General features: G+C 42.5%; 9 protein-coding genes, 16 tRNA genes and 3 rRNA genes. 1 reads left to right on the forward strand and 27 read right to left on the reverse strand.

Going from position 1 to position 20,311, the window contains the following annotated elements; all coding sequences use genetic code 11:
- Positions 1-62 precede the first annotated feature (62 nt).
- The 4 genes from FGL89_RS04015 to rpsL all read right to left on the reverse strand — a co-directional run bounded on the left by FGL89_RS04015 (position 63) and on the right by rpsL (position 4,590).
- Positions 63-1,256: an MFS transporter gene (locus FGL89_RS04015; RefSeq protein WP_014973683.1), complete on the reverse strand. Its 1,194-nt coding sequence runs from the start codon at positions 1,254-1,256 to the stop codon at positions 63-65.
- A 153-nt stretch (positions 1,257-1,409) separates the two neighbouring features.
- Positions 1,410-3,521 (reverse strand): elongation factor G, encoded by a 2,112-nt coding sequence (gene fusA, locus FGL89_RS04020; RefSeq protein ID WP_014973682.1) that lies wholly within the window; start codon positions 3,519-3,521, stop codon positions 1,410-1,412.
- A gap of 169 nt (positions 3,522-3,690) precedes the next feature.
- A complete protein-coding gene (gene rpsG / locus FGL89_RS04025) occupies positions 3,691-4,161 on the reverse strand; it encodes a 30S ribosomal protein S7 (RefSeq protein ID WP_013103428.1) in 471 nt (156 codons plus the stop codon).
- Positions 4,162-4,176: 15 nt separating this feature from the next.
- Positions 4,177-4,590 (reverse strand): 30S ribosomal protein S12, encoded by a 414-nt coding sequence (gene rpsL, locus FGL89_RS04030; RefSeq protein ID WP_014973681.1) that lies wholly within the window; start codon positions 4,588-4,590, stop codon positions 4,177-4,179.
- Between the two features lie 323 nt (positions 4,591-4,913).
- Between rpsL and FGL89_RS08800 the strand changes: the two genes are divergently transcribed.
- A complete protein-coding gene (locus tag FGL89_RS08800; RefSeq protein ID WP_338033385.1) occupies positions 4,914-5,534 on the forward strand; it encodes a prepilin peptidase in 621 nt (206 codons plus the stop codon).
- 11 nt (positions 5,535-5,545) lie between these two features.
- Here FGL89_RS08800 and FGL89_RS04040 read toward each other — a convergent pair whose 3' ends face one another.
- The 23 genes from FGL89_RS04040 to FGL89_RS04150 all read right to left on the reverse strand — a co-directional run bounded on the left by FGL89_RS04040 (position 5,546) and on the right by FGL89_RS04150 (position 20,172).
- Positions 5,546-8,026: an ATP-dependent Clp protease ATP-binding subunit gene (locus FGL89_RS04040; protein ID WP_135198002.1), complete on the reverse strand. Its 2,481-nt coding sequence runs from the start codon at positions 8,024-8,026 to the stop codon at positions 5,546-5,548.
- A gap of 126 nt (positions 8,027-8,152) precedes the next feature.
- The gene (gene prfB / locus FGL89_RS04045; RefSeq protein ID WP_041773124.1) at positions 8,153-9,271 is read right to left on the reverse strand and encodes a peptide chain release factor 2; all 1,119 of its coding nucleotides are present in this window, start codon (positions 9,269-9,271) and stop codon (positions 8,153-8,155) included.
- Between the two features lie 63 nt (positions 9,272-9,334).
- Positions 9,335-11,749, reverse strand: coding sequence for a preprotein translocase subunit SecA (gene secA / locus FGL89_RS04050; protein ID WP_014973677.1), 2,415 nt, complete (start codon positions 11,747-11,749; stop codon positions 9,335-9,337).
- 206 nt (positions 11,750-11,955) lie between these two features.
- Positions 11,956-13,266: a serine--tRNA ligase gene (gene serS, locus FGL89_RS04055; protein ID WP_135198001.1), complete on the reverse strand. Its 1,311-nt coding sequence runs from the start codon at positions 13,264-13,266 to the stop codon at positions 11,956-11,958.
- Between the two features lie 365 nt (positions 13,267-13,631).
- Positions 13,632-13,705, reverse strand: a tRNA-Ile gene (locus FGL89_RS04060).
- A 23-nt stretch (positions 13,706-13,728) separates the two neighbouring features.
- A tRNA-Gly gene (locus FGL89_RS04065) sits at positions 13,729-13,799 on the reverse strand.
- 32 nt (positions 13,800-13,831) lie between these two features.
- Positions 13,832-13,904 (reverse strand) — tRNA-Phe (locus tag FGL89_RS04070).
- Positions 13,905-13,927: 23 nt separating this feature from the next.
- Positions 13,928-14,001: transfer RNA gene (locus FGL89_RS04075), tRNA-Asp, on the reverse strand.
- A gap of 2 nt (positions 14,002-14,003) precedes the next feature.
- A tRNA-Met gene (locus tag FGL89_RS04080) sits at positions 14,004-14,077 on the reverse strand.
- A 26-nt stretch (positions 14,078-14,103) separates the two neighbouring features.
- A tRNA-Ser gene (locus FGL89_RS04085) sits at positions 14,104-14,193 on the reverse strand.
- A gap of 25 nt (positions 14,194-14,218) precedes the next feature.
- A tRNA-Ile gene (locus FGL89_RS04090) sits at positions 14,219-14,292 on the reverse strand.
- Positions 14,293-14,305: 13 nt separating this feature from the next.
- Positions 14,306-14,379: transfer RNA gene (locus FGL89_RS04095), tRNA-Met, on the reverse strand.
- Between the two features lie 27 nt (positions 14,380-14,406).
- Positions 14,407-14,480, reverse strand: a tRNA-Pro gene (locus FGL89_RS04100).
- A 65-nt stretch (positions 14,481-14,545) separates the two neighbouring features.
- Positions 14,546-14,619, reverse strand: a tRNA-Arg gene (locus FGL89_RS04105).
- A gap of 5 nt (positions 14,620-14,624) precedes the next feature.
- A tRNA-Leu gene (locus tag FGL89_RS04110) sits at positions 14,625-14,708 on the reverse strand.
- A 5-nt stretch (positions 14,709-14,713) separates the two neighbouring features.
- Positions 14,714-14,785: transfer RNA gene (locus tag FGL89_RS04115), tRNA-Gly, on the reverse strand.
- 8 nt (positions 14,786-14,793) lie between these two features.
- Positions 14,794-14,866, reverse strand: a tRNA-Thr gene (locus tag FGL89_RS04120).
- A 39-nt stretch (positions 14,867-14,905) separates the two neighbouring features.
- Positions 14,906-14,977: transfer RNA gene (locus FGL89_RS04125), tRNA-Val, on the reverse strand.
- A 4-nt stretch (positions 14,978-14,981) separates the two neighbouring features.
- Positions 14,982-15,070: transfer RNA gene (locus FGL89_RS04130), tRNA-Ser, on the reverse strand.
- 52 nt (positions 15,071-15,122) lie between these two features.
- Positions 15,123-15,239 (reverse strand): 5S ribosomal RNA (gene rrf / locus FGL89_RS04135).
- Positions 15,240-15,336: 97 nt separating this feature from the next.
- Positions 15,337-18,250: ribosomal RNA gene (locus FGL89_RS04140) — 23S ribosomal RNA — on the reverse strand.
- A 185-nt stretch (positions 18,251-18,435) separates the two neighbouring features.
- Positions 18,436-18,508 (reverse strand) — tRNA-Ala (locus FGL89_RS04145).
- A 114-nt stretch (positions 18,509-18,622) separates the two neighbouring features.
- A 16S ribosomal RNA gene (locus FGL89_RS04150) occupies positions 18,623-20,172 on the reverse strand.
- Together the 16S, 23S and 5S rRNA genes with 16 tRNA genes alongside form the textbook arrangement of a ribosomal RNA operon.
- Positions 20,173-20,311: the final 139 nt, after the last annotated feature.

Genomic DNA, 20,311 nt, shown 5'->3' on the forward strand with positions numbered 1-20,311 from the left:
CTTTTAGTCAATAAGTACATTGTAACAAGAAAAGCATGCAACTTCATCCGTTACATGCTTTTTCACTTTAATATTTTATCTTGTTTTTCCACCAAAATAATTACGATAGTCATTATAATAAACAGCACGGTTATTACTATAATCTGCGGTTTCCAGCTGTTAAACCAAATAAAACCATAACCAAATAAAGCAGGTCCACATGCTGCAATTAAATAACCGCCACTTTGTGCCATACCAGAGAGTTGTGCTGTTTGACTTGGTGTACTAGTTTTTAAACCAAATGTTGCCATCACATAAGGAAAAAGCGATGCAGTGCTAACACCGATAAATAAATTAATGGTCAGCCAGTAACCAAAAGTATCTTGTGGTACCAATAATAAGACATAGCCAATGATACCAATCGTCGAGAAACTTGCCACAAATATCTGCCGCTGTCTACTATTGAAATGCGCTATAATTGTTGGTACTATCAAAGCAAATGGTAAGCCAATTAAGGCATTAATTCCGACAAACAGACCAGCAACTGTAGCTGATAAGCCGCTTTGTATGGCCATGGTTGGTCCCCAAGCCATTATCACATAGAACATAGCTGATTGCATACCACTAAAAAACAACAACATCCAAGCATACTTATTCTGCCAAACGCGCGTACTTGTTAATGGTAACGTACTACTTTTTAATGTCGCACGTTTAGCCTTATTTTTATTTGAAAAAACAACATTTGGCAACCAAACGAGTAATGCTAAGCCTAACAGTAATGTCAAAATAATCACGAAAACATGCCAATTCGTGGCATGCGTAATAGGTGCCGCCAAACTTGATCCGACTGCAGTTGCCAAACCCATACTAAAAACAAATATTGATGTTACTGGTCCAATTCTACTCGGAAAATAAGTTCGTACAACACTTGGTAATAAAACATTCATATGCGCAATGCCAATACCAATCAACAACGTACCAAAATACAAGAAAGGTGTATTAACAATACGCATTAATGATCCAATAGTCATCAACAGCAACATCAATGCAAAAGCACGTTCTAATCCCAATTTTTCTGCTATTTTCGGTACAATTGACGAAAATACTGCAAAGGCAATCAATGGCACTGTTGTCAAAATACCCAATTGTTCCACCGACACATGTTGTGATTTAGCAATATCACTAATAATCGGCGGTATCGAAGTAAATGGTAAACGCAAGACCATGCCAACCACTATAATGCCGGGTATCAGGAATTTACTGTATTGTCTATTCATAATTTCTCCAAAAATATTTAAATTAAAACGGTGTCACTCATAAGAGTGACACCGTTTATACTGAACCATCAGTCAGTTTAAAATTAATTTTATTGTCTGTTAGTATCCTTGATTATATGTCATCAAACAGATAGCCAACAAATCAAACTTTAATTATTTCTCTTCACCACTGTTCTTGATGATTTCTTCTTGAATGTTCTTAGGAACGGCTTCATAGTGATCGAATACCATTTGGAAAGTACCACGACCTTGTGTAGCTGAACGCAAAGTAGTTGCATAGCCAAACATTTCTGACAAAGGCACCTTAGCTTTAACAGCCAAAACAGGTCCACGTGATTCTTGTCCTTCAATCATACCACGGCGTGCTGAAACGTGTCCCATAACATCACCAAGGTTGTCTTCAGGCGCAACAATATCAACAGCCATGATTGGTTCAAGGATAACAGCACCAGCAGTCTTAGCAGCTTCCTTCAATGCCAAAGATGCAGCAATCTTAAAGGCAGCTTCAGAAGAATCGACATCGTGATATGAACCATCGTACAACTTAGCCTTCAAATCAACCAATGGGAATCCAGCCAAAGGACCTGCATTCAATGCATCCTTCAAACCAGCTTCAACAGATGGAATATATTCACGAGGAACTACACCACCAACGATAGCGTCATCGAATTCGAATCCTGCACCTTCTTCATTTGGGGAGAATTCAATATAAACATCACCATATTGACCTTTACCACCAGATTGACGCTTGAAGAATCCACGTGCTTGAACTGTCTTTGTGAAAGCTTCACGGTAAGCAACTTGTGGTGCACCAACAGTTGCTTCAACGTTAAACTCACGACGCATACGGTCAACCATAATATCCAACTGCAACTCACCCATACCAGCGATCAAAGTATCACCAGTTTCTTGGTTTGTAGTTGCACGGAATGATGGATCTTCTTCCGCTAACTTTTGGATAGCATTTGACAACTTATCTTGATCAGCCTTAGTCTTTGGTTCGATAGCTAATTCAATCACAGGTTCTGGGAATTCCATTGATTCAAGTACCAATTGATGATCAACAGATGTCAAAGAATCACCAGTTGTTGTGTTTTTCAAACCAATAGCTGCGGCAATATCACCTGAAAATACTTCTTCAATTTCAGTACGTGATGTCGCATGCATTTGTAGCAAACGACCAACACGTTCACGTGAATCAGATGATGTATTTTGTACATATGATCCTGATTTCAAAGTACCTGTATAAACACGCATAAATGTTAGACGGCCAACGAATGGATCTGTCATGATCTTGAAAGCCAAGGCAGCAAACGACTTGTCATCATCAGCAATCAAATCAACTTCTTCACCAGTTTTTGGATCATTAGCAATATATGGTTTAACATCCAAAGGTCCTGGTAGGTAATCAACAACAGCATCCAACATCATTTGAACACCCTTATCCTTGTAGGCAGAACCTGCAAGAACTGGGTAGAACTGTAATGCCAAAGTCGCGCGACGGATTGCAGCTTTCAATTCATCAACTGAAATCTCTTCACCTTCAAGATACTTTTCCATCAATTCATCATCAACATCAGCAACTGCTTCAATCAATGTATTATGCTTCTCGTCTGCTAAATCTTTCAATTCTGCAGGAATTTCACGTGGTTCCCACTTTTCACCCAAGTCATCGACTGGATAATAAGCTTCTTCTGTGATTAAATCAATAACAGCTTCGAAGTCATCTTCTGCACCAATAGGCCATTGAATAGCTTCCGCATTGACTTGCAAACGTTCGTGGATTGAGTCAACTGACATTTGGAAATCAGCGCCCATCTTATCCATCTTGTTAACAAACACGATACGTGGTACGTCATATGTTGTTGCTTGACGCCAAACAGTTTCGGTCTGAGGTTCAACACCAGCAGCACCATCAAGTACGGCTACGGCACCATCAAGCACACGCAGAGCACGTTCAACTTCGATAGTGAAGTCCACGTGACCTGGTGTATCGATAATATTAACACGGTAAGGTGTCTTAGCGAATTGATCAAAGAAACCATGCCAAACAGCTGTTGTTGCGGCTGATTGAATCGTGATTCCACGTTCTTTTTCTTGTTCCATGAAATCCATTTGTGAAGCACCATCATGTGTTTCACCAATTTTGTGAATTTTACCGGTATAGTACAAGATACGTTCCGTAGTGGTCGTCTTACCCGCATCAATGTGGGCCATGATACCAATATTACGTGTACGATCTAGTGGGTATTCACGTTTTGCCATTGTGAGTTATCTCCTGGTTTTGTTCTATATGCAACAAAAAGCGACACAGAATTGTGTTCGCTTTTTGACGGTAAACGCTGGCAGCGTCGTACCATCTACTGTCATTTTACACTATTATTGCATGGTAGGAATAAACAACTATCACAGCCAGTAAGCTGTGTTGTTTATATTACCAACGATAGTGAGCAAATGCACGGTTAGCTTCAGCCATCTTGTGTGTATCTTCGCGCTTCTTAACAGATGCGCCAGTGTCATTAGCGGCGTCCATGATTTCCTTAGCTAAACGTTCGTCCATTGTGTGTTCGTTACGCAAACGTGAATAGTTTACCAACCAACGCAATCCCAATGTTGTACGACGGTCAGGGCGCACTTCGATTGGCACTTGGTAGTTAGATCCACCAACACGGCGAGCTTTAACTTCCAATACTGGCATGATATTTTCCATGGCTTGTTCGAAAACTTCCAATGGTTCATTACCAGTAGCTTCCTTGATATGATCAAAAGCATCATATAGGATTGTTGAAGCAGTTCCGCGCTTACCATCAAGCATCAACTTGTTGATCAAACGTGAAACGAGTTTTGAATTGTAAATAGGGTCAGGCAAAACTTCCTGACGCTTAGTATAACCTTTACGTGGCATTAGTCAGTCTCCTTCTTACTTCTTTGGCGCCTTTGTGCCGTACTTTGAGCGTGATGTCATACGACCATCAACACCCGCAGTATCCAATGCACCGCGGATAACGTGGTAACGTACACCAGGCAAATCCTTAACACGTCCACCACGAATCAAAACAACAGAGTGTTCTTGCAAGTTGTGGCCGATACCTGGGATATAAGCTGTCACTTCATATAAGTTTGAAAGACGCACACGGGCGTACTTACGCAAAGCTGAGTTAGGCTTCTTTGGTGTCATTGTTCCGACACGAGTTGCTACCCCACGCTTTTGTGGTGCAACGTTATTTGTTGCTTTCTTCTTCATTGAGTTATAGCCGAAGTTCAAAGCTGGTGACTTTGACTTAGTCAACTGTGACTTGCGGGGCTTACGAACCAATTGATTAATTGTAGGCATGCTACATTCTCCTTAAATTTTTACTAGTTTCACAGTTCCAGGTGTGTCATAAATGTCTTTAAACAAAAATGCTCACTCGAAATCTGTTGGTAGTTACCTTTATAACGCCGTTCAGCACGTTGTGATGTGATCACAGAACAGATTACTTAAAAGCACGTTAAATATAATACCAGAATCAGAATAAAAGTCAATAGAGAGTTAATTGTCTAATTTAAATAGGAATTTAGTGATGCACTTTGTGTATTTTTCTTACAGTCATCGTATCATGCTTTATGACTATTTCATTGATTTTTATTTTAAATGCAACACTTATTTCGACAATTATGTGCTTAGCCGATCGCATCAACCACCATATCAGTCTCTTGCACAAGAGATCATTTTGTTTACATTGTGGTCATATGCTATTATGGTACGACACTATACCCATTATTTCGGTAATCATGCTCAAAGGCAAATGTCGATACTGTCAGCAATATTTTGGCTGCCATATTGCGATATTTGAATGCTTAGGTACGATTATAGGCACTCTACTTTTTAGCAATCCGCCACTTTGGATCACCGGCTTATTTTTACTATTTTTTTCACTAGAAGATTGGCATGACAAAAGTATTCATGCCTACCTTCTTATCCCTTGGCTAGTGTATCTCATCATACACGTACACGATAAACAACATCTTCTGATGACTTTTAGTATCCTATCAATCAGCCTATGGCTCGTCTTTATTCGACGTGCGATGGGATCAGGTGATATTCCAGTACTGCTTAACTTAGCTTTGATTAATGATCTCAATGGATTTGCGCTAACTTTGTTTGTAACGTCTATACTTGCTTTAATTTATCTGACAATCAAACGCACACACGAGCTGCCATTTGTCCCCTTTCTGTTCATTGGTTGGCTTATCGTTATTTTATCACAAAAGGCAATCATCCTCATATCAGGGTGATTGCCTTTTAATTATGATTTTGCAGATGCCTTTTTAACGGGCTTAATAGTAACTTTAATTTCACCATTTCTAGCGCCAATAGTGACTGCACTTTCCGTAGTAATATTACCTTGCAATAATTCTTCACTCAATACATCTTCGATTTTTGTCTGTAACGCACGACGAATTGGACGCGCACCATACTCCGGATCGAATCCTGCACTCGCAACAACATCAATTGCTGCCGGTGTAATTTTCACTGAAATCCCTTGTTCTGCCACACGTTGTAATACCGAACGACTCATCAACTTCACAATTTCATGTAATTCTTCTTTGGTTAATGATTTAAACACAATTGTTTCGTCTAACCGGTTAATAAATTCTGGTCTGAATGTTTCTTTTAATGTTTCACGAATCTTTTCAGCAACTGCTTCACTATCATTTTTTAAATCAACAGCCCCAAATCCAACAGATTTTTCATCACGCAAGCGTGTTGCACCTAAGTTAGAAGTCATAATAATGATTGTATTTCTAAAATCAACTTTTCTCCCCTTAGAATCTGTCAAATAGCCATCATCAAATACTTGTAACATGAGATTAAAGATATCTTGATGCGCTTTTTCCGCTTCATCTAACAAAATAACAGAATATGGGTGATTACGTACCTGTTCAGTCAATTGTCCACCCTCATCATAACCAACATAACCAGGTGCCGAACCAATTAAACGTGAAGATGACCAACGCTCTTGATATTCTGACATATCAATGCGGACCATATTATCCTCACTACCAAACATTGCCTCAGCTAGCGCCTTAGCTAATTCTGTTTTACCAACCCCAGTTGGTCCTAAAAACATAAATGTTCCAATAGGTCGATTGGGATCTTTTAAGCCAGAACGCGCACGACGAATGGCACGTGCCACGGCTGAAACTGCCTCTTTTTGACCAACAACTCGACGTCCTAAAACATCCTCTAGATTAACTAGTCGTTGTTGCTCATTTTTTTCAAGCTGCGTCAACGGAACGCCTGTTTGTTGTGAGATTACCTCAGCAATATCTTCCTCGGTAACATGTAAGCTGTATTGTGGTTGATCTGAATTAGCATCGTTTGCAGCCTTTTTTGCCTCTGCTCGAGCAATTTGAGTTTGCAACTTGCCTTCTTGCTTTCTCAAACGTGCCGCCTCTTCAAAATCAAGCGCTGCAATAGCAGCATCTTTAGCAGCCGAAATTCCTTCTAAATGCGCTACCTTTTTATTGATAGGTTTGGGCTGATCAGAGGCATCAATACGAACTTTAGCCCCAGCTTCATCAATCAAATCAATCGCTTTATCCGGCAAAAAACGATCTGTGATGTAACGAGATGACAATTTAACAGCAGCTTTAACCGCTTCATCATCAATTTGAACTTGATGATGTGCTTCAAATTTTGGCCGAATCCCAGTTAAAATAGCAATAGCATCTTCTTGTGAAGGTTCTTCAACTGTCACTGAAGCAAATCGCCTTTCTAATGCAGCATCTGACTCAATATACTTTTGATACTCATCAAAAGTTGTCGCACCTAATGTTTGTAATTCTCCACGTGCCAAAGCAGGCTTTAGTATATTTGACGCATCAATAGCGCCTTCAGCACCACCAGCACCAATTAAAGTGTGTAATTCATCAATAAATAAAATAACTTTTCCATCATTATATATTTCTTCAATGATTTTTTTCAAACGATCTTCAAACTCACCACGATACTTCGTACCAGCTACTAATGATCCCATGTCTAATGCCATTACTCGCTTACCTTGTAGAGCACTAGGTACCTCACCAGCTATAATTTTTTGTGCCAATCCTTCGGCAATCGCTGTTTTACCGACACCAGGTTCTCCAATTAACACTGGATTATTTTTGGTGCGGCGTGATAAAATTTGAATCACTCGACGTACTTCTTTTGCACGTCCAATAATCGGATCCATATTGCCTTCGCTAGCTATTTGTGTCAGGTCACGCGCTAACCCATCTAAAGTCGGTGTTCCTTGAGTCTGTTGCTGTTTCGTACGTTGTTTCATCTGCTTGCGGACGTCCGTAATACCTAATTTACGTAAAACAGCACGTCGCATATCTTGTAAATTAGCATCCAACGCTAATAAAATTCGTGATGACAAAATACTTTCGTCTTGTAGTAAAGCGAGCAAAATATGTTCTGTCCCGACTGTTGGTTGTGCCAAAGCCTGTGACTCTTCACCTGCTTGTCGTAAAATATCTGCTGCCTTAGGTGAGTAAGGTAAGTAACTATTTTTATCATAGCGTGAAGTCATGCCATAGCCCGTAAAGTGCTCAATTTCTTCACGTATGTCATCATCTGCAATATTGAACTGTCCTAATATTTTGCTAGCAATCCCTTCTTTTTCGATTGCTAAGGCAAGTAATAGGTGTTCTGTCCCAACTGCTTGATGCTTAAAGTACTTTGCTTGTTCCTGAGCCAAAACTAATACATTTTGTGCACTTGCTGTATAATTGTTATCCATGTTGTGCCCTCCAGTTTGGCAATTGATGTCTAATGTTGACTTATATTATAACCCATTAGACCATGATTAGGAAATAATTTGTTTTATGATACAAAAAGTCGAAACGCATTGTTTCGACTTTACAAGTTAATTTGGATTTTTCAAACTGAGTTGCCACTGTAAGTAGGCATTAATAAATGGATCTAAATCACCATCAAGTACTTGTTGAGGTTGGTTGGTTTCATAATTTGTTCGATGATCTTTAACCATCTGATAAGGATGCAACACATATGAACGAATTTGCGATCCCCAACCGTTTTCCATCTTTTCACCAGTTAAGGCAGCACGCTCGGCTTCCTGTTTCTCTAGTTCCAATTGATATAATTTCCCTTTCAACAAACGCATTGCATAATCACGGTTACCATATTGTGTTCTTTCAACAGTTGATGAAACAACAATACCTGTCGGTTCGTGAGTCAACCGTACGCCGGTTGATACTTTGTTGACGTTTTGACCACCTGCTCCACCAGAACGGAAGACATCCATTTTGATATCATCGTCACGAACTTCGACTTCAATCGTGTCATCTAATTCTGGCATGACATCAACACTCACGAAGCTGGTATGACGGCGTCCTGCTGAATCAAATGGTGAAATGCGAACAAAGCGATGTACACCTTTCTCACTCCGCAAAAACCCAAAAGCATTATGCCCAGTAATTTTAATGGTCGCACTATCAATGCCAGCCTCATCACCGGCATGATAATCTAACACTTCCACTTGAAAATCATGTTGTTGTGCCCAACGTGTATACATACGATACAAGTTAGCACCCCAATCCGTCGACTCAGTCCCACCAGATCCTGGATGAACTTCTAAGATAGCATTATTGGCGTCATAAGGTTCGGTCAATAATTGTTCTAAATTATAAGCTTCAACATCTTTTTGAGCCTTAACAACACTATCTTCCAATTCGGCTGCCATATCGCTATCTTCTGGGTCTTCAGAAATCATTTCAATCAAAACTTCAATTTCTTCTGCTTGAGTAGTCAAATTCAAAAAAGAATCACGTCGATTTTTTAACACATTATTTTCTTCAATTATTTTTTGAGCTTTAACATTGTCATCCCAGAATCCAGACTCTGTCATTTGATTTTCAAAATCAGCAATTTCTTCCGTCAACGCCTCTAAATCTAATGTCTCACGGAATCTTGTGATGTTTTCTTGGATATCGGCTAAAGTATGTTTGGCATCGATAATTTCCATTATATTGTGTCCCTTCAAAATAAAAACGAACACAAGGTTCGTTATATTTAATATGTTATCAGCTTATGAGCGTAAATTTTGACGAATTTCAGCCTTCATAAACGTACGTGTGGCATCATATTCAACATCAGCTATCATACGATTAAAATTGGTAAAGGCTTCATTTTGATACTCAATTAATGGATTTAATTGCCCATACCCACGTAAACCAACACCTTGGCGCAAGCGGTCCAAAGCATCAATATGATCTGTCCAATGCTGGTCAATCGCACGTAGAATAACTACTTTCTCAAATTCTAATAATTGATCTGGATCGTACAATTGTGCTTTCTTTTCACGATAATTTTCTTTTGCCAAACCAAGTAATTTAGCCTTAATATCATCTCTTGACAAGCTTTTCAATGTTTCAACAGATAAACTATCTGCATGAACTAAGACATTGCCAGCAAAAGTTACAATTGGTTCTAACTGCCACTCATCTGTTTTCTTACTTGCTGTATGTGCATCCACAACACGGTCAATCGTTCGCTTTACCATTGGCAGTAATACCCACTCCAATGACTTCTCTTCATCAATAACGATATTACGTTGTTTATATATTAATTCACGTTGCTCACGAACAACATCATCATATTGCAGAACATTCTTTCGTGTATCATAATTGTTTCCTTCAACACGTTTTTGTGCTGACTCAACAGATCGTGTAATCAGACGATTAGTAATCACTGTCTCGTCTTCATCCAAATTCATACGTTGCCAAATGATACGTACTCGATCAGCACCGAAACGAATCATTAAGTCATCTTCTAATGATAAGAAGAATTGTGAGAATCCATCATCACCTTGACGACCCGCACGCCCACGTAGCTGGTTATCTATACGGCGAGATTCATGTCGTTCGGTAGCAACGACAGATAATCCACCAAGATCAGCAACACCTGGTCCTAATTTAATATCAGTCCCACGACCAGCCATATTCGTGGCCACTGTTACAGCACCACGTTGTCCTGCATTGGCAATGATTTCTGCCTCTTTAGCGTTATTTTTGGCATTCAAAACATTATGTGGCACATTTTGAGCCATCAAAATTTTCGACAATAGTTCCGATGATTCGACAGAACCCGTACCAATTAACACTGGCTGCCCTTTAGTATGTAATTCTTGAATTAGTTTCACAACAGCATTGTATTTCGCACGCGCAGATGGATAAAGCAGGTCCGGATAATCAACACGTTTAATCGGTTTGTTGGTTGGAATTGTGATAACTTCCATGTTATAAATTTCACGTAATTCTTCTTCTTCTGTTTTTGCTGTACCTGTCATACCTGACAGCTTTTTGTACATTCGGAACAAATTCTGATACGTGATCTGTGCCATAGACTTATTTTCTTCTTGCACTTCAACGTTTTCTTTTGCTTCAATGGCTTGGTGTAACCCATCAGATAAACGCGTACCTTCAGAAATACGACCTGTCGCTTGATCAATTAACTTAACTTCACCGTCTTGAACAACATAGTCTTTATCTTGAAGATAATTATAATTAGCACGTAATGCTTGGTCAATATGATGTGTCAATGCCGTATCATCTGCATCATATAGATTATTCAAATTAAAGAAAACTTCAGCTTTATGAATACCTTCATTGGTCAACATTGTTGTCTTAGCTTCTTCGTCCAATTTATAATCTTCATCGCGTTGCAATGTTTTAACAAACCGATCAGCACGTGAGTACAACTGTGATACACCAGAACCAGGACCAGAAATAATCAGCGGTGTTCTTGCAGTATCAATTAAAATCGAATCAGCTTCATCAATCAAGGCAAAGTTTAAACCACGCTGCATGACACGTTCATCAGCACGACGAACCATGTTATCACGCAAATAATCAAATCCAATATTAAAGTTGGTTGAATATGTAATATCGGCATCATAAGCAGCACGTTTTTCATCTGCTGGTGCATCACCCACGTTAACGCCCACTGATAGACCAAGCCAATTATACAGCTGCCCCATTTGTTCAGCATCACGTGATGACAAATAATCATTAACCGTAACAACGTGAACACCACGACCCGGAAGCGCATTTAGGTAAACAGCCATAGTAGCTGTCAATGTTTTTCCTTCACCAGTTCGCATTTCAGCAAGGTTTCCACCATGCAAAACGGCCGAACCCATAACTTGAACCCGGAATGGATAAAGACCAAGAACACGTTTTGCCCCTTCACGAGCTACCGCAAATACTTCCGGTAAAATGTCATCCAAAATATTGGCCAACACTTTATTTTTTTTATTTTTATCTTGAATGTCTTCAATTTCGTCAGCAATGTGTTGCTTGAATTCTGCTGTCTTGGCTTGCAATTGTTCATCAGTCATTGCAGCCATACTATCAGCATAGCTGTCTACTTGGTCAGCAATCTGATTTAATTTTTTTAGTTGTTTTTTTGAGTTATCAACTAATTTTCTTATTGGATTTGCCATGATTTTTAGCACACAAAATTAAATAGCTTGTATGCTTCTCCTATAAAATCTAAATTTGTGCGTTCTGTCGCACAATAATCTACGTTCTATTATAACAAAACTTGAATTTTCATGCTTAACTATTTTATATCTCTTAATAACACCGTTAAACTTCTACACAAAAAAATCCCTAATCAATAAATATATTGATTAGAGACATCACTAGATTAATGATGTGGTGTTGCTCTAAGTTGTTCTTGCCCCCCCATATATGGGCGCAGAACTTCAGGAATTGTTACAGTTCCATCTTCATTTTGGTAATTCTCTAAAATAGCTGCGACAGTACGTCCAACAGCAAGTCCTGAACCATTTAACGTGTGAACAAGCTGCAATTTGTCATTATCATCACGATAAGTAATGTGCATGCGACGTGCTTGGAAATCTTCAGTATTTGATACTGAAGAAATTTCACGATAAACATTTTGCTGTGGCATCCAAACTTCTACATCATATGTTTTAGCTGCTGAAAATCCCATATCTCCAGTTGATAGCATAATAACATGATATGGCAAGCCAAGTTTTTGCAAAATATTTTCCGCATTCGCTGTCATAGCCTCTAATTCTGTATATGACTGTTCAGGCTTTGTAAATTTAACCATTTCAACTTTATTAAACTGGTGTAAACGAATCAAGCCGCGTGTGTCCTTGCCTGCTGCACCAGCTTCCTTACGGAACGATGGCGATAACGCAGTAAATTTAATTGGAAGCTCTTCAGCAGGTAAAGTTTCACCTGAATAGTAGTTTGTTAATGGTACTTCGGCTGTTGGAATATAAGTTTGAGTTAGACCTTCAACACGATATGCATCATCTTGAAATTTGGGGTATTGCCCTGTTCCAAACATTGCTGAATCATTCACCACAATTGGTGTAATCATTTCAGTATAGCCTTCTTTACGATGCTCATCCAACATAAAGTTATAAACTGCACGTTCTAACCTGGCACCATCACCAACATAATATAAGAAACGAGCACCAGATACCTTGGCGCCACGTTCAAAATCTAGAATTCCTAGTGTCTCACCTATATCATAGTGCGCTTGTAACCAATCTGGTGTTTTCTCAACTGCATGTGGTCGACTTTGATAGTCAGCTGGTGCCCAAACACGTTGTTCCACATTAGCTGTTTCATCTTCGCCAATAGGTACTTCTTTGGCTGCTAAATTAGGTAAATGAGCAGATAAATTTTGCACCTGTTCGTCAAGGTAAGCCTGTTGTGCATCTAATTCTTTAATTTCAGCGCTAACGCGTTGCATAGCTGCAATCGCTACACTAGCATCTTCTTTATTACGCTTAGCATATGCAATTTTATCTGATGCAGTGTTACGTTCAGCTTTTAATCCTTCTACTTTTTGGATCGCATCACGTCTTGATTGATCCAAGGCAAGTAGCTCATCTAGTTGATCAGCAGACACACCACGATCACCTAATCGTCTCTTAGCCTCATCAACATTTTTTCGTAAATACTTCATATCCAACATTATAATTATCTCCTTTTTAAACCAATAGAGGTCAGTTAACTATACTCATATAAAAACGCGTTCACATCCTAATCAAAAAAGATAAGGGACGAAAACGCGATTCCGTGGTACCACCCAGTTTTTATATATCAACATAATATATAACACTCATCATCTGATAACGGAGACGACCGAGTGGCATTGCCCACTAACTATCGTGACTTACTGGAGTTTCAGCTTGTTGTTTTTCATCAACCAACAACTTTCTTAGATCGCCTAATTATGGTAAGTTAATAAATTTATTGTATCTAAAAAGATATCAAAAGGCAAGTATCAATTTTCCAAGACAAAAAAAGCAAGGCACTCACGTGACTTGCTTCATCTGATGGGCCTGACAGGACTCGAACCTGTGACCCCTGCGTTATCAACACAGTGCTCTAACCAACTGAGCTACAGGCCCTCTTTCTATGCATACCGCATAAAAGCGAATGACGGGAATCGAACCCGCATAGCCAGCTTGGAAGGCTGGAATTCTACCATTGAACTACATTCGCAGATCCTTTGTCGGATACACTCTGTGTATCTATGGCGCTGGACGGAATCGAACCGCCGACACTACGAGCTTCAATCGTATGCTCTACCAACTGAGCTACAGCGCCATCTTAGTACTGCTTATACTAAACGGTCACAGCGGGGCTCGAACCCGCGATCTCCTGCGTGACAGGCAGGCGTCCTAACCAGCTAGACCATGCGACCAATTGCGGGAGCAGGATTTGAACCTACGACCTTCGGGTTATGGGCCCGACGAGCTACCAGACTGCTCCATCCCGCGATAATTTTAATCGGTATCTCTACCTAAGGAGAATGTGGGATTCGAACCCACGCGCCGATTTCTCGACCTGACGGTTTTCAAGACCGTTCCCTTCAGCCAGACTTGGGTAATTCTCCATTGTTTCAATACAGTAGTCCTGCATGGACCTTGTTGGACTCGAACCAACGACCGGACGGTTATGAGCCGTCTGCTCTAACCAACTGAGCTAAAGGTCCTATATCGAGCCTATCGCGGCAGGGGGGATCGAACCCTCGACCTCCCGGGTATGAACCGGACGCTCTAGCCAGCTGAGCTACACCGCGATCTTCTTTGACAACTTTTATTGCCAATCGGGACGACAGGATTCGAACCTGCGACCCCCTGGTCCCAAACCAGGTGCTCTACCAAGCTGAGCTACGTCCCGAAAAGTTCTACGAGAGCTTTTGCCCCTTTAAACTTAAAAAAGAGTTTGAATTCCTTCAACCTCTATGCACCTAGCAGGAGTCGAACCTGCAACCTCCTGATTCGTAGTCAGACGCTCTATCCAATTGCGCTATAGGTGCATATATGCCGGCGACCGGGATCGAACCGGTACGATATCTCTATCGCAGGATTTTAAGTCCTGTGCGTCTGCCTATTCCGCCACGCCGGCATAGAAGCGGAAGACGGGATTCGAACCCGCGACCCCCACCATGGCAAGGTGATGTTCTACCACTGAACTACTTCCGCAGAAATCATGCCGACTAAAGGACTCGAACCTTCGACCCCCGCTTTACAAGAGCGGTGCTCTACCAACTGAGCTAAGTCGGCATCCTTTTATCCCGGCGTGCCGGTCTTGACTTTCGCCAATGGACGCTACAGGGATCGAACCTGTGACCCCTGCTTGTAAGGCAGGTGCTCTCCCAGCTGAGCTAAGCGTCCATAATGGAGAGGAAGGGATTCGAACCCTCGAAACAATTCCTTGTTTACATGGTTTCCAACCATGCTCCTTCGGCCAGACTCGGACACCTCTCCAAATCTTCCTAACTCTCTACTTCTCTGTTGTAACTTTCGCTACCTATGTACGGCACCGCATCTTCCTATCCTCGCAGCCAGCGATCCGGCAACTACTTTCGGCGTGATAGAGCTTAACTTCTGTGTTCGGGATGGGAACAGGTGTGTCCTCTATGCTATCAATACGACACCTTTGAGTTATTCACTCAAAACTAAATAGTATCAAATTCTTCCTTTAATTAAACCACTCATAATTGCTTTGTGTCTACATTCCTGTAAACTAGACTTTGGTTAAGTCCTCGACCGATTAGTACTAGTCCGCTTCATACATCACTGTACGTCCACTTCTAGCCTATCTACCTCATCATCTCTAAGGGGTCTTACTCTATAAATAGATGGGAAATCTCATCTCGAGGCGAGTTTCACACTTAGATGCTTTCAGCGTTTATCTCATCCAAACATAGCTACCCAGCAATGCTCCTGGCGGAACAACTGGTACACCAGCGGTTTGTTCACCCCGGTCCTCTCGTACTAAGGGCAACTCCTCTCAAATTTCCTGCGCCCGCGACGGATAGGGACCGAACTGTCTCACGACGTTCTGAACCCAGCTCGCGTACCGCTTTAATGGGCGAACAGCCCAACCCTTGGGACCGACTACAGCCCCAGGATGCGATGAGCCGACATCGAGGTGCCAAACCTCCCCGTCGATGTGGACTCTTGGGGAGATGAGCCTGTTATCCCCAGGGTAGCTTTTATCCGTTGAGCGATGGCCCTTCCATGCGGAACCACCGGATCACTAAGTCCTACTTTCGTACCTGCTCGAGTTGTAGCTCTCACAGTCAAGCTTGCTTATGCCTTTACACGCTACGAATGATTTCCAACCATTCTGAGCAAACCTTTGAGCGCCTCCGTTACCTTTTAGGAGGCGACCGCCCCAGTCAAACTGCCCGCCAGACACTGTCCACGATCACGTTAAGTGACCAGTGTTAGAATGTTCATACAACGAGGGTAGTATCCCACCGTTCGACTCCAACTAGACTGGCGTCCAATTTTCTACGTCTCCTACCTATTCTGTACAAGCAGCACAAACATTCAATATCAAGCTACAGTAAAGCTCCATGGGGTCTTTCCGTCCTGTCGCGGGTAACCCGCATCTTCACGGGTATTTAAATTTCACCGAGTCCCTCGTTGAGACAGTGCCCAGATCGTTACGCCTTTCGTGCGGGTCGGAACTTACCCGACAAGGAATTTCGCTACCTTAGGACCGTTATAGTTACGGCCGCCGTTTACTGGGGCTTCAATTCGTACCTTCGCCGAAGCTAAGCACTCCTTTTAACCTTCCAGCACCGGGCAGGCGTCAGCCCCTATACTTCATCTTACGATTTTGCAGAAACCTGTGTTTTTGATAAACAGTCGCCTGGGCCTATTCACTGCGGCTCATGTTTTACCATGAGCACCCCTTCTCCCGAAGTTACGGGGTCATTTTGCCGAGTTCCTTAACGAGGGTTCTCTCGCTCACCTTAGTGTTCTCCACTCGACTACCTGTGTCGGTTTGCGGTACGGGCAGTGTAATACTTCCTAGAAGCTTTTCTCGGCAGTGTGACATCTCAGACTTCTCTACTTTATTTCGATCCGCATCACAGCTTGTTCTTGTAGATAAAAGCATTTCACTCTTATCAAAACTTACTGCTTGCACGTACATATCCATCAGTACGCTTCTGATAGCCTCCTGCGTCCCTCCATCGGTCAAACGCATTACTACTGGTACAGGAATCTCAACCTGTTATCCATCGACTACGCTTCTCAGCCTCGCCTTAGGTCCCGACTAACCCTGGGAGGACGAGCCTTCCCCAGGAAACCTTAGTCATTCGGTGGACAGGATTCTCACCTGTCTTTCGCTACTCATACCGGCATTCTCACTTGTAAGCGCTCCAGTAGTCCTTACAGTCTACCTTCATTGCCCTTACAACGCTCTCCTATCGCGTGCTTACGCACACCCGCAGTTTCGGTAATATGTTTAGCCCCGGTACATTTTCCGCGCAATGGCACTCGACTAGTGAGCTATTACGCACTCTTTAAATGTTGGCTGCTTCTAAGCCAACATCCTAGTTGTCTATGCACTATCACATCGTTTTCCACTTAACATATATTTAGGGACCTTAACTGGCGATCTGGGCTGTTCCCCTTTCGACGGTGGATCTTATCACTCATCGTCTGACTCCCATTCATACATATCTGGCATTCGGAGTTTATCAAACTTTGGTAACCCGAGATGGGCCCCTAGGCTTAACAGTGCTCTACCTCCAGTATGCTTATAATGAGGCTAGCCCTAAAGCTATTTCGGAGAGAACCAGCTATCTCCAAGTTCGTTTGGAATTTCACCGCTACCCACAGTTCATCCGAGCATTTTTTAACATGCACCGGTTCGGACCTCCAGTAAGTTTTACCTCACCTTCATCCTGACCATGGGTAGGTCACCTGGTTTCGGGTCTACAACATCGTACTATTCGCGCTATTCACACTCGCTTTCGCTACGGCTCCGGTCTTTTCTCCTTAACCTTGCACGATATCGTAACTCGCCGGTTCATTCTACAAAAGGCACGCCATCACCCATTAACGGGCTCTGACTTCTTGTAGGCGTCGTGGTTTCAGGAACTATTTCACTCCCCTTCCGGGGTGCTTTTCACCTTTCCCTCACGGTACTGGTTCACTATCGGTCACTAGGGAGTATTTAGCCTTACGGGATGGTCCCCGCAGATTCCGACCGGATTTCACGTGTCCGGCCGTACTCAGGATCCTGAAAAGAGTGTGCTTTATTTCGCTTACGGGGCTATCACCCTCTATAGCCAAGCTTCCCAACTTGTTCTGCTATAAAACACTTTTGTAACTCTTATATATCAGTCCTACAACCCCAGAATGCAAGCACTCTGGTTTGGGCTCTTCCCCGTTCGCTCGCCGCTACTTAGGGAATCGATTTTTCTTTCTGCTCCTGCTGCTAATGAGATGTTTCAGTTCACAGCGTATTCCGTCTCATATCCTATATATTCAGATATGGACAACTCTTTGCGAGTTGGGTTTCCCCATTCGGAAATCTCTGGGTCATAGCGTACTTACCGCTCACCAAAGCTTATCGTAGTTAGTTACGTCCTTCATCGGCTCCTAGTGCCAAGGCATCCACCACGCGCCCTTATTAACTTAACCTATACAACCGAAGTTGTGGTTCAAGTTTATGAGTTGGTCGTTTTTCAGACCTGCGATTAAACCGTTCTTTTTAAAGAACTTTTTTGTGTTGTTTCTCGGTTCAATTTATAATTAAAAATTATTAAAAGAATTTGTTACTATTCAGTTTTCAATGTACAACCACGACAACTGCTGCCAGTTGCCTATGGAGAATAGCGGGATCGAACCGCTGACCCCCTGCTTGCAAAGCAGGTGCTCTCCCAGCTGAGCTAATTCCCCATAGGTTCATCTTTGACCATGATACCTATAACAGTACCACACTCAAAACTAAACAAAACTTTGAACGTTACGAACTTGACACTGAAGTCACTGTCGTTTTCCGATTATCCTTAGAAAGGAGGTGATCCAGCCGCAGGTTCTCCTACGGCTACCTTGTTACGACTTCACCCCAGTCATCTGTCCTGCCTTAGACGGTTCCCTCCTTACGGTTAGGCCACCGGCTTTGGGCATTACAAACTTCCATGGTGTGACGGGCGGTGTGTACAAGACCCGGGAACGTATTCACCGCGGCGTGCTGATCCGCGATTACTAGCGATTCCGACTTCGTGCAGTCGAGTTGCAGACTGCAGTCCGAACTGAGACGTACTTTAAGAGATTAGCTCACCTTCGCAGGTTGGCAACTCGTTGTATACGCCATTGTAGCACGTGTGTAGCCCAGGTCATAAGGGGCATGATGATCTGACGTCGTCCCCGCCTTCCTCCGGTTTGTCACCGGCAGTCTCGCTAGAGTGCCCATCTGAATGCTGGCAACTAACAATAAGGGTTGCGCTCGTTGCGGGACTTAACCCAACATCTCACGACACGAGCTGACGACGACCATGCACCACCTGTCACTTTGTCTCCGAAGAGAACACTTCTATTTCTAAAAGCTTCAAAGGATGTCAAGACCTGGTAAGGTTCTTCGCGTTGCTTCGAATTAAACCACATGCTCCACCGCTTGTGCGGGTCCCCGTCAATTCCTTTGAGTTTCAACCTTGCGGTCGTACTCCCCAGGCGGAACACTTAATGCGTTAGCTTCGGCACTAAGAGGCGGAAACCTCCTAACACCTAGTGTTCATCGTTTACGGTGTGGACTACCAGGGTATCTAATCCTGTTTGCTACCCACACTTTCGAGCCTCAACGTCAGTTACAGTCCAGTAAGCCGCCTTCGCCGCTGGTGTTCTTCCATATATCTACGCATTCCACCGCTACACATGGAGTTCCACTTACCTCTACTGCACTCAAGTTAACCAGTTTCCAATGCCTTTCCGGAGTTGAGCTCCGGGCTTTCACATCAGACTTAACCAACCGTCTGCGCTCGCTTTACGCCCAATAAATCCGGATAACGCTCGGGACATACGTATTACCGCGGCTGCTGGCACGTATTTAGCCGTCCCTTTCTGGTATGGTACCGTCAGGCTAAGGTCATTCCCTACCTTAACTTTTCTTCCCATACAACAGTGCTTTACGACCCGAAAGCCTTCATCACACACGCGGCGTTGCTCCATCAGGCTTTCGCCCATTGTGGAAGATTCCCTACTGCAGCCTCCCGTAGGAGTTTGGGCCGTGTCTCAGTCCCAATGTGGCCGATCAGTCTCTCAACTCGGCTATGCATCATTGTCTTGGTAGGCCTTTACCCCACCAACTAACTAATGCACCGCGGATCCATCTCTAGGTGACGCCGTAGCGCCTTTTAACCTGGTATCATGCGATACTAAGTTTTATTCGGTATTAGCATCTGTTTCCAAATGTTATCCCCAGCCTTGAGGCAGGTTGTCCACGTGTTACTCACCCGTTCGCCACTCACTTGAAAGGTGCAAGCACCTTTCGCTGTGCGTTCGACTTGCATGTATTAGGCACGCCGCCAGCGTTCATCCTGAGCCAGGATCAAACTCTCAATTTAGAAAATTTGAAGATTGCTCTTCGATTAAACTGACTATATTTCGCTATATCTCTATAACGTAATCCGTTTATTGTTTGTTACGAATTGACTTCGCAAATTTGTTTCGTTATTACTTCTAATAACAACAACAGATTCGTTT

The sequence above is a fragment of the Leuconostoc carnosum genome (assembly GCF_007954525.1).
GTDB lineage: Bacteria > Bacillota > Bacilli > Lactobacillales > Lactobacillaceae > Leuconostoc > Leuconostoc carnosum.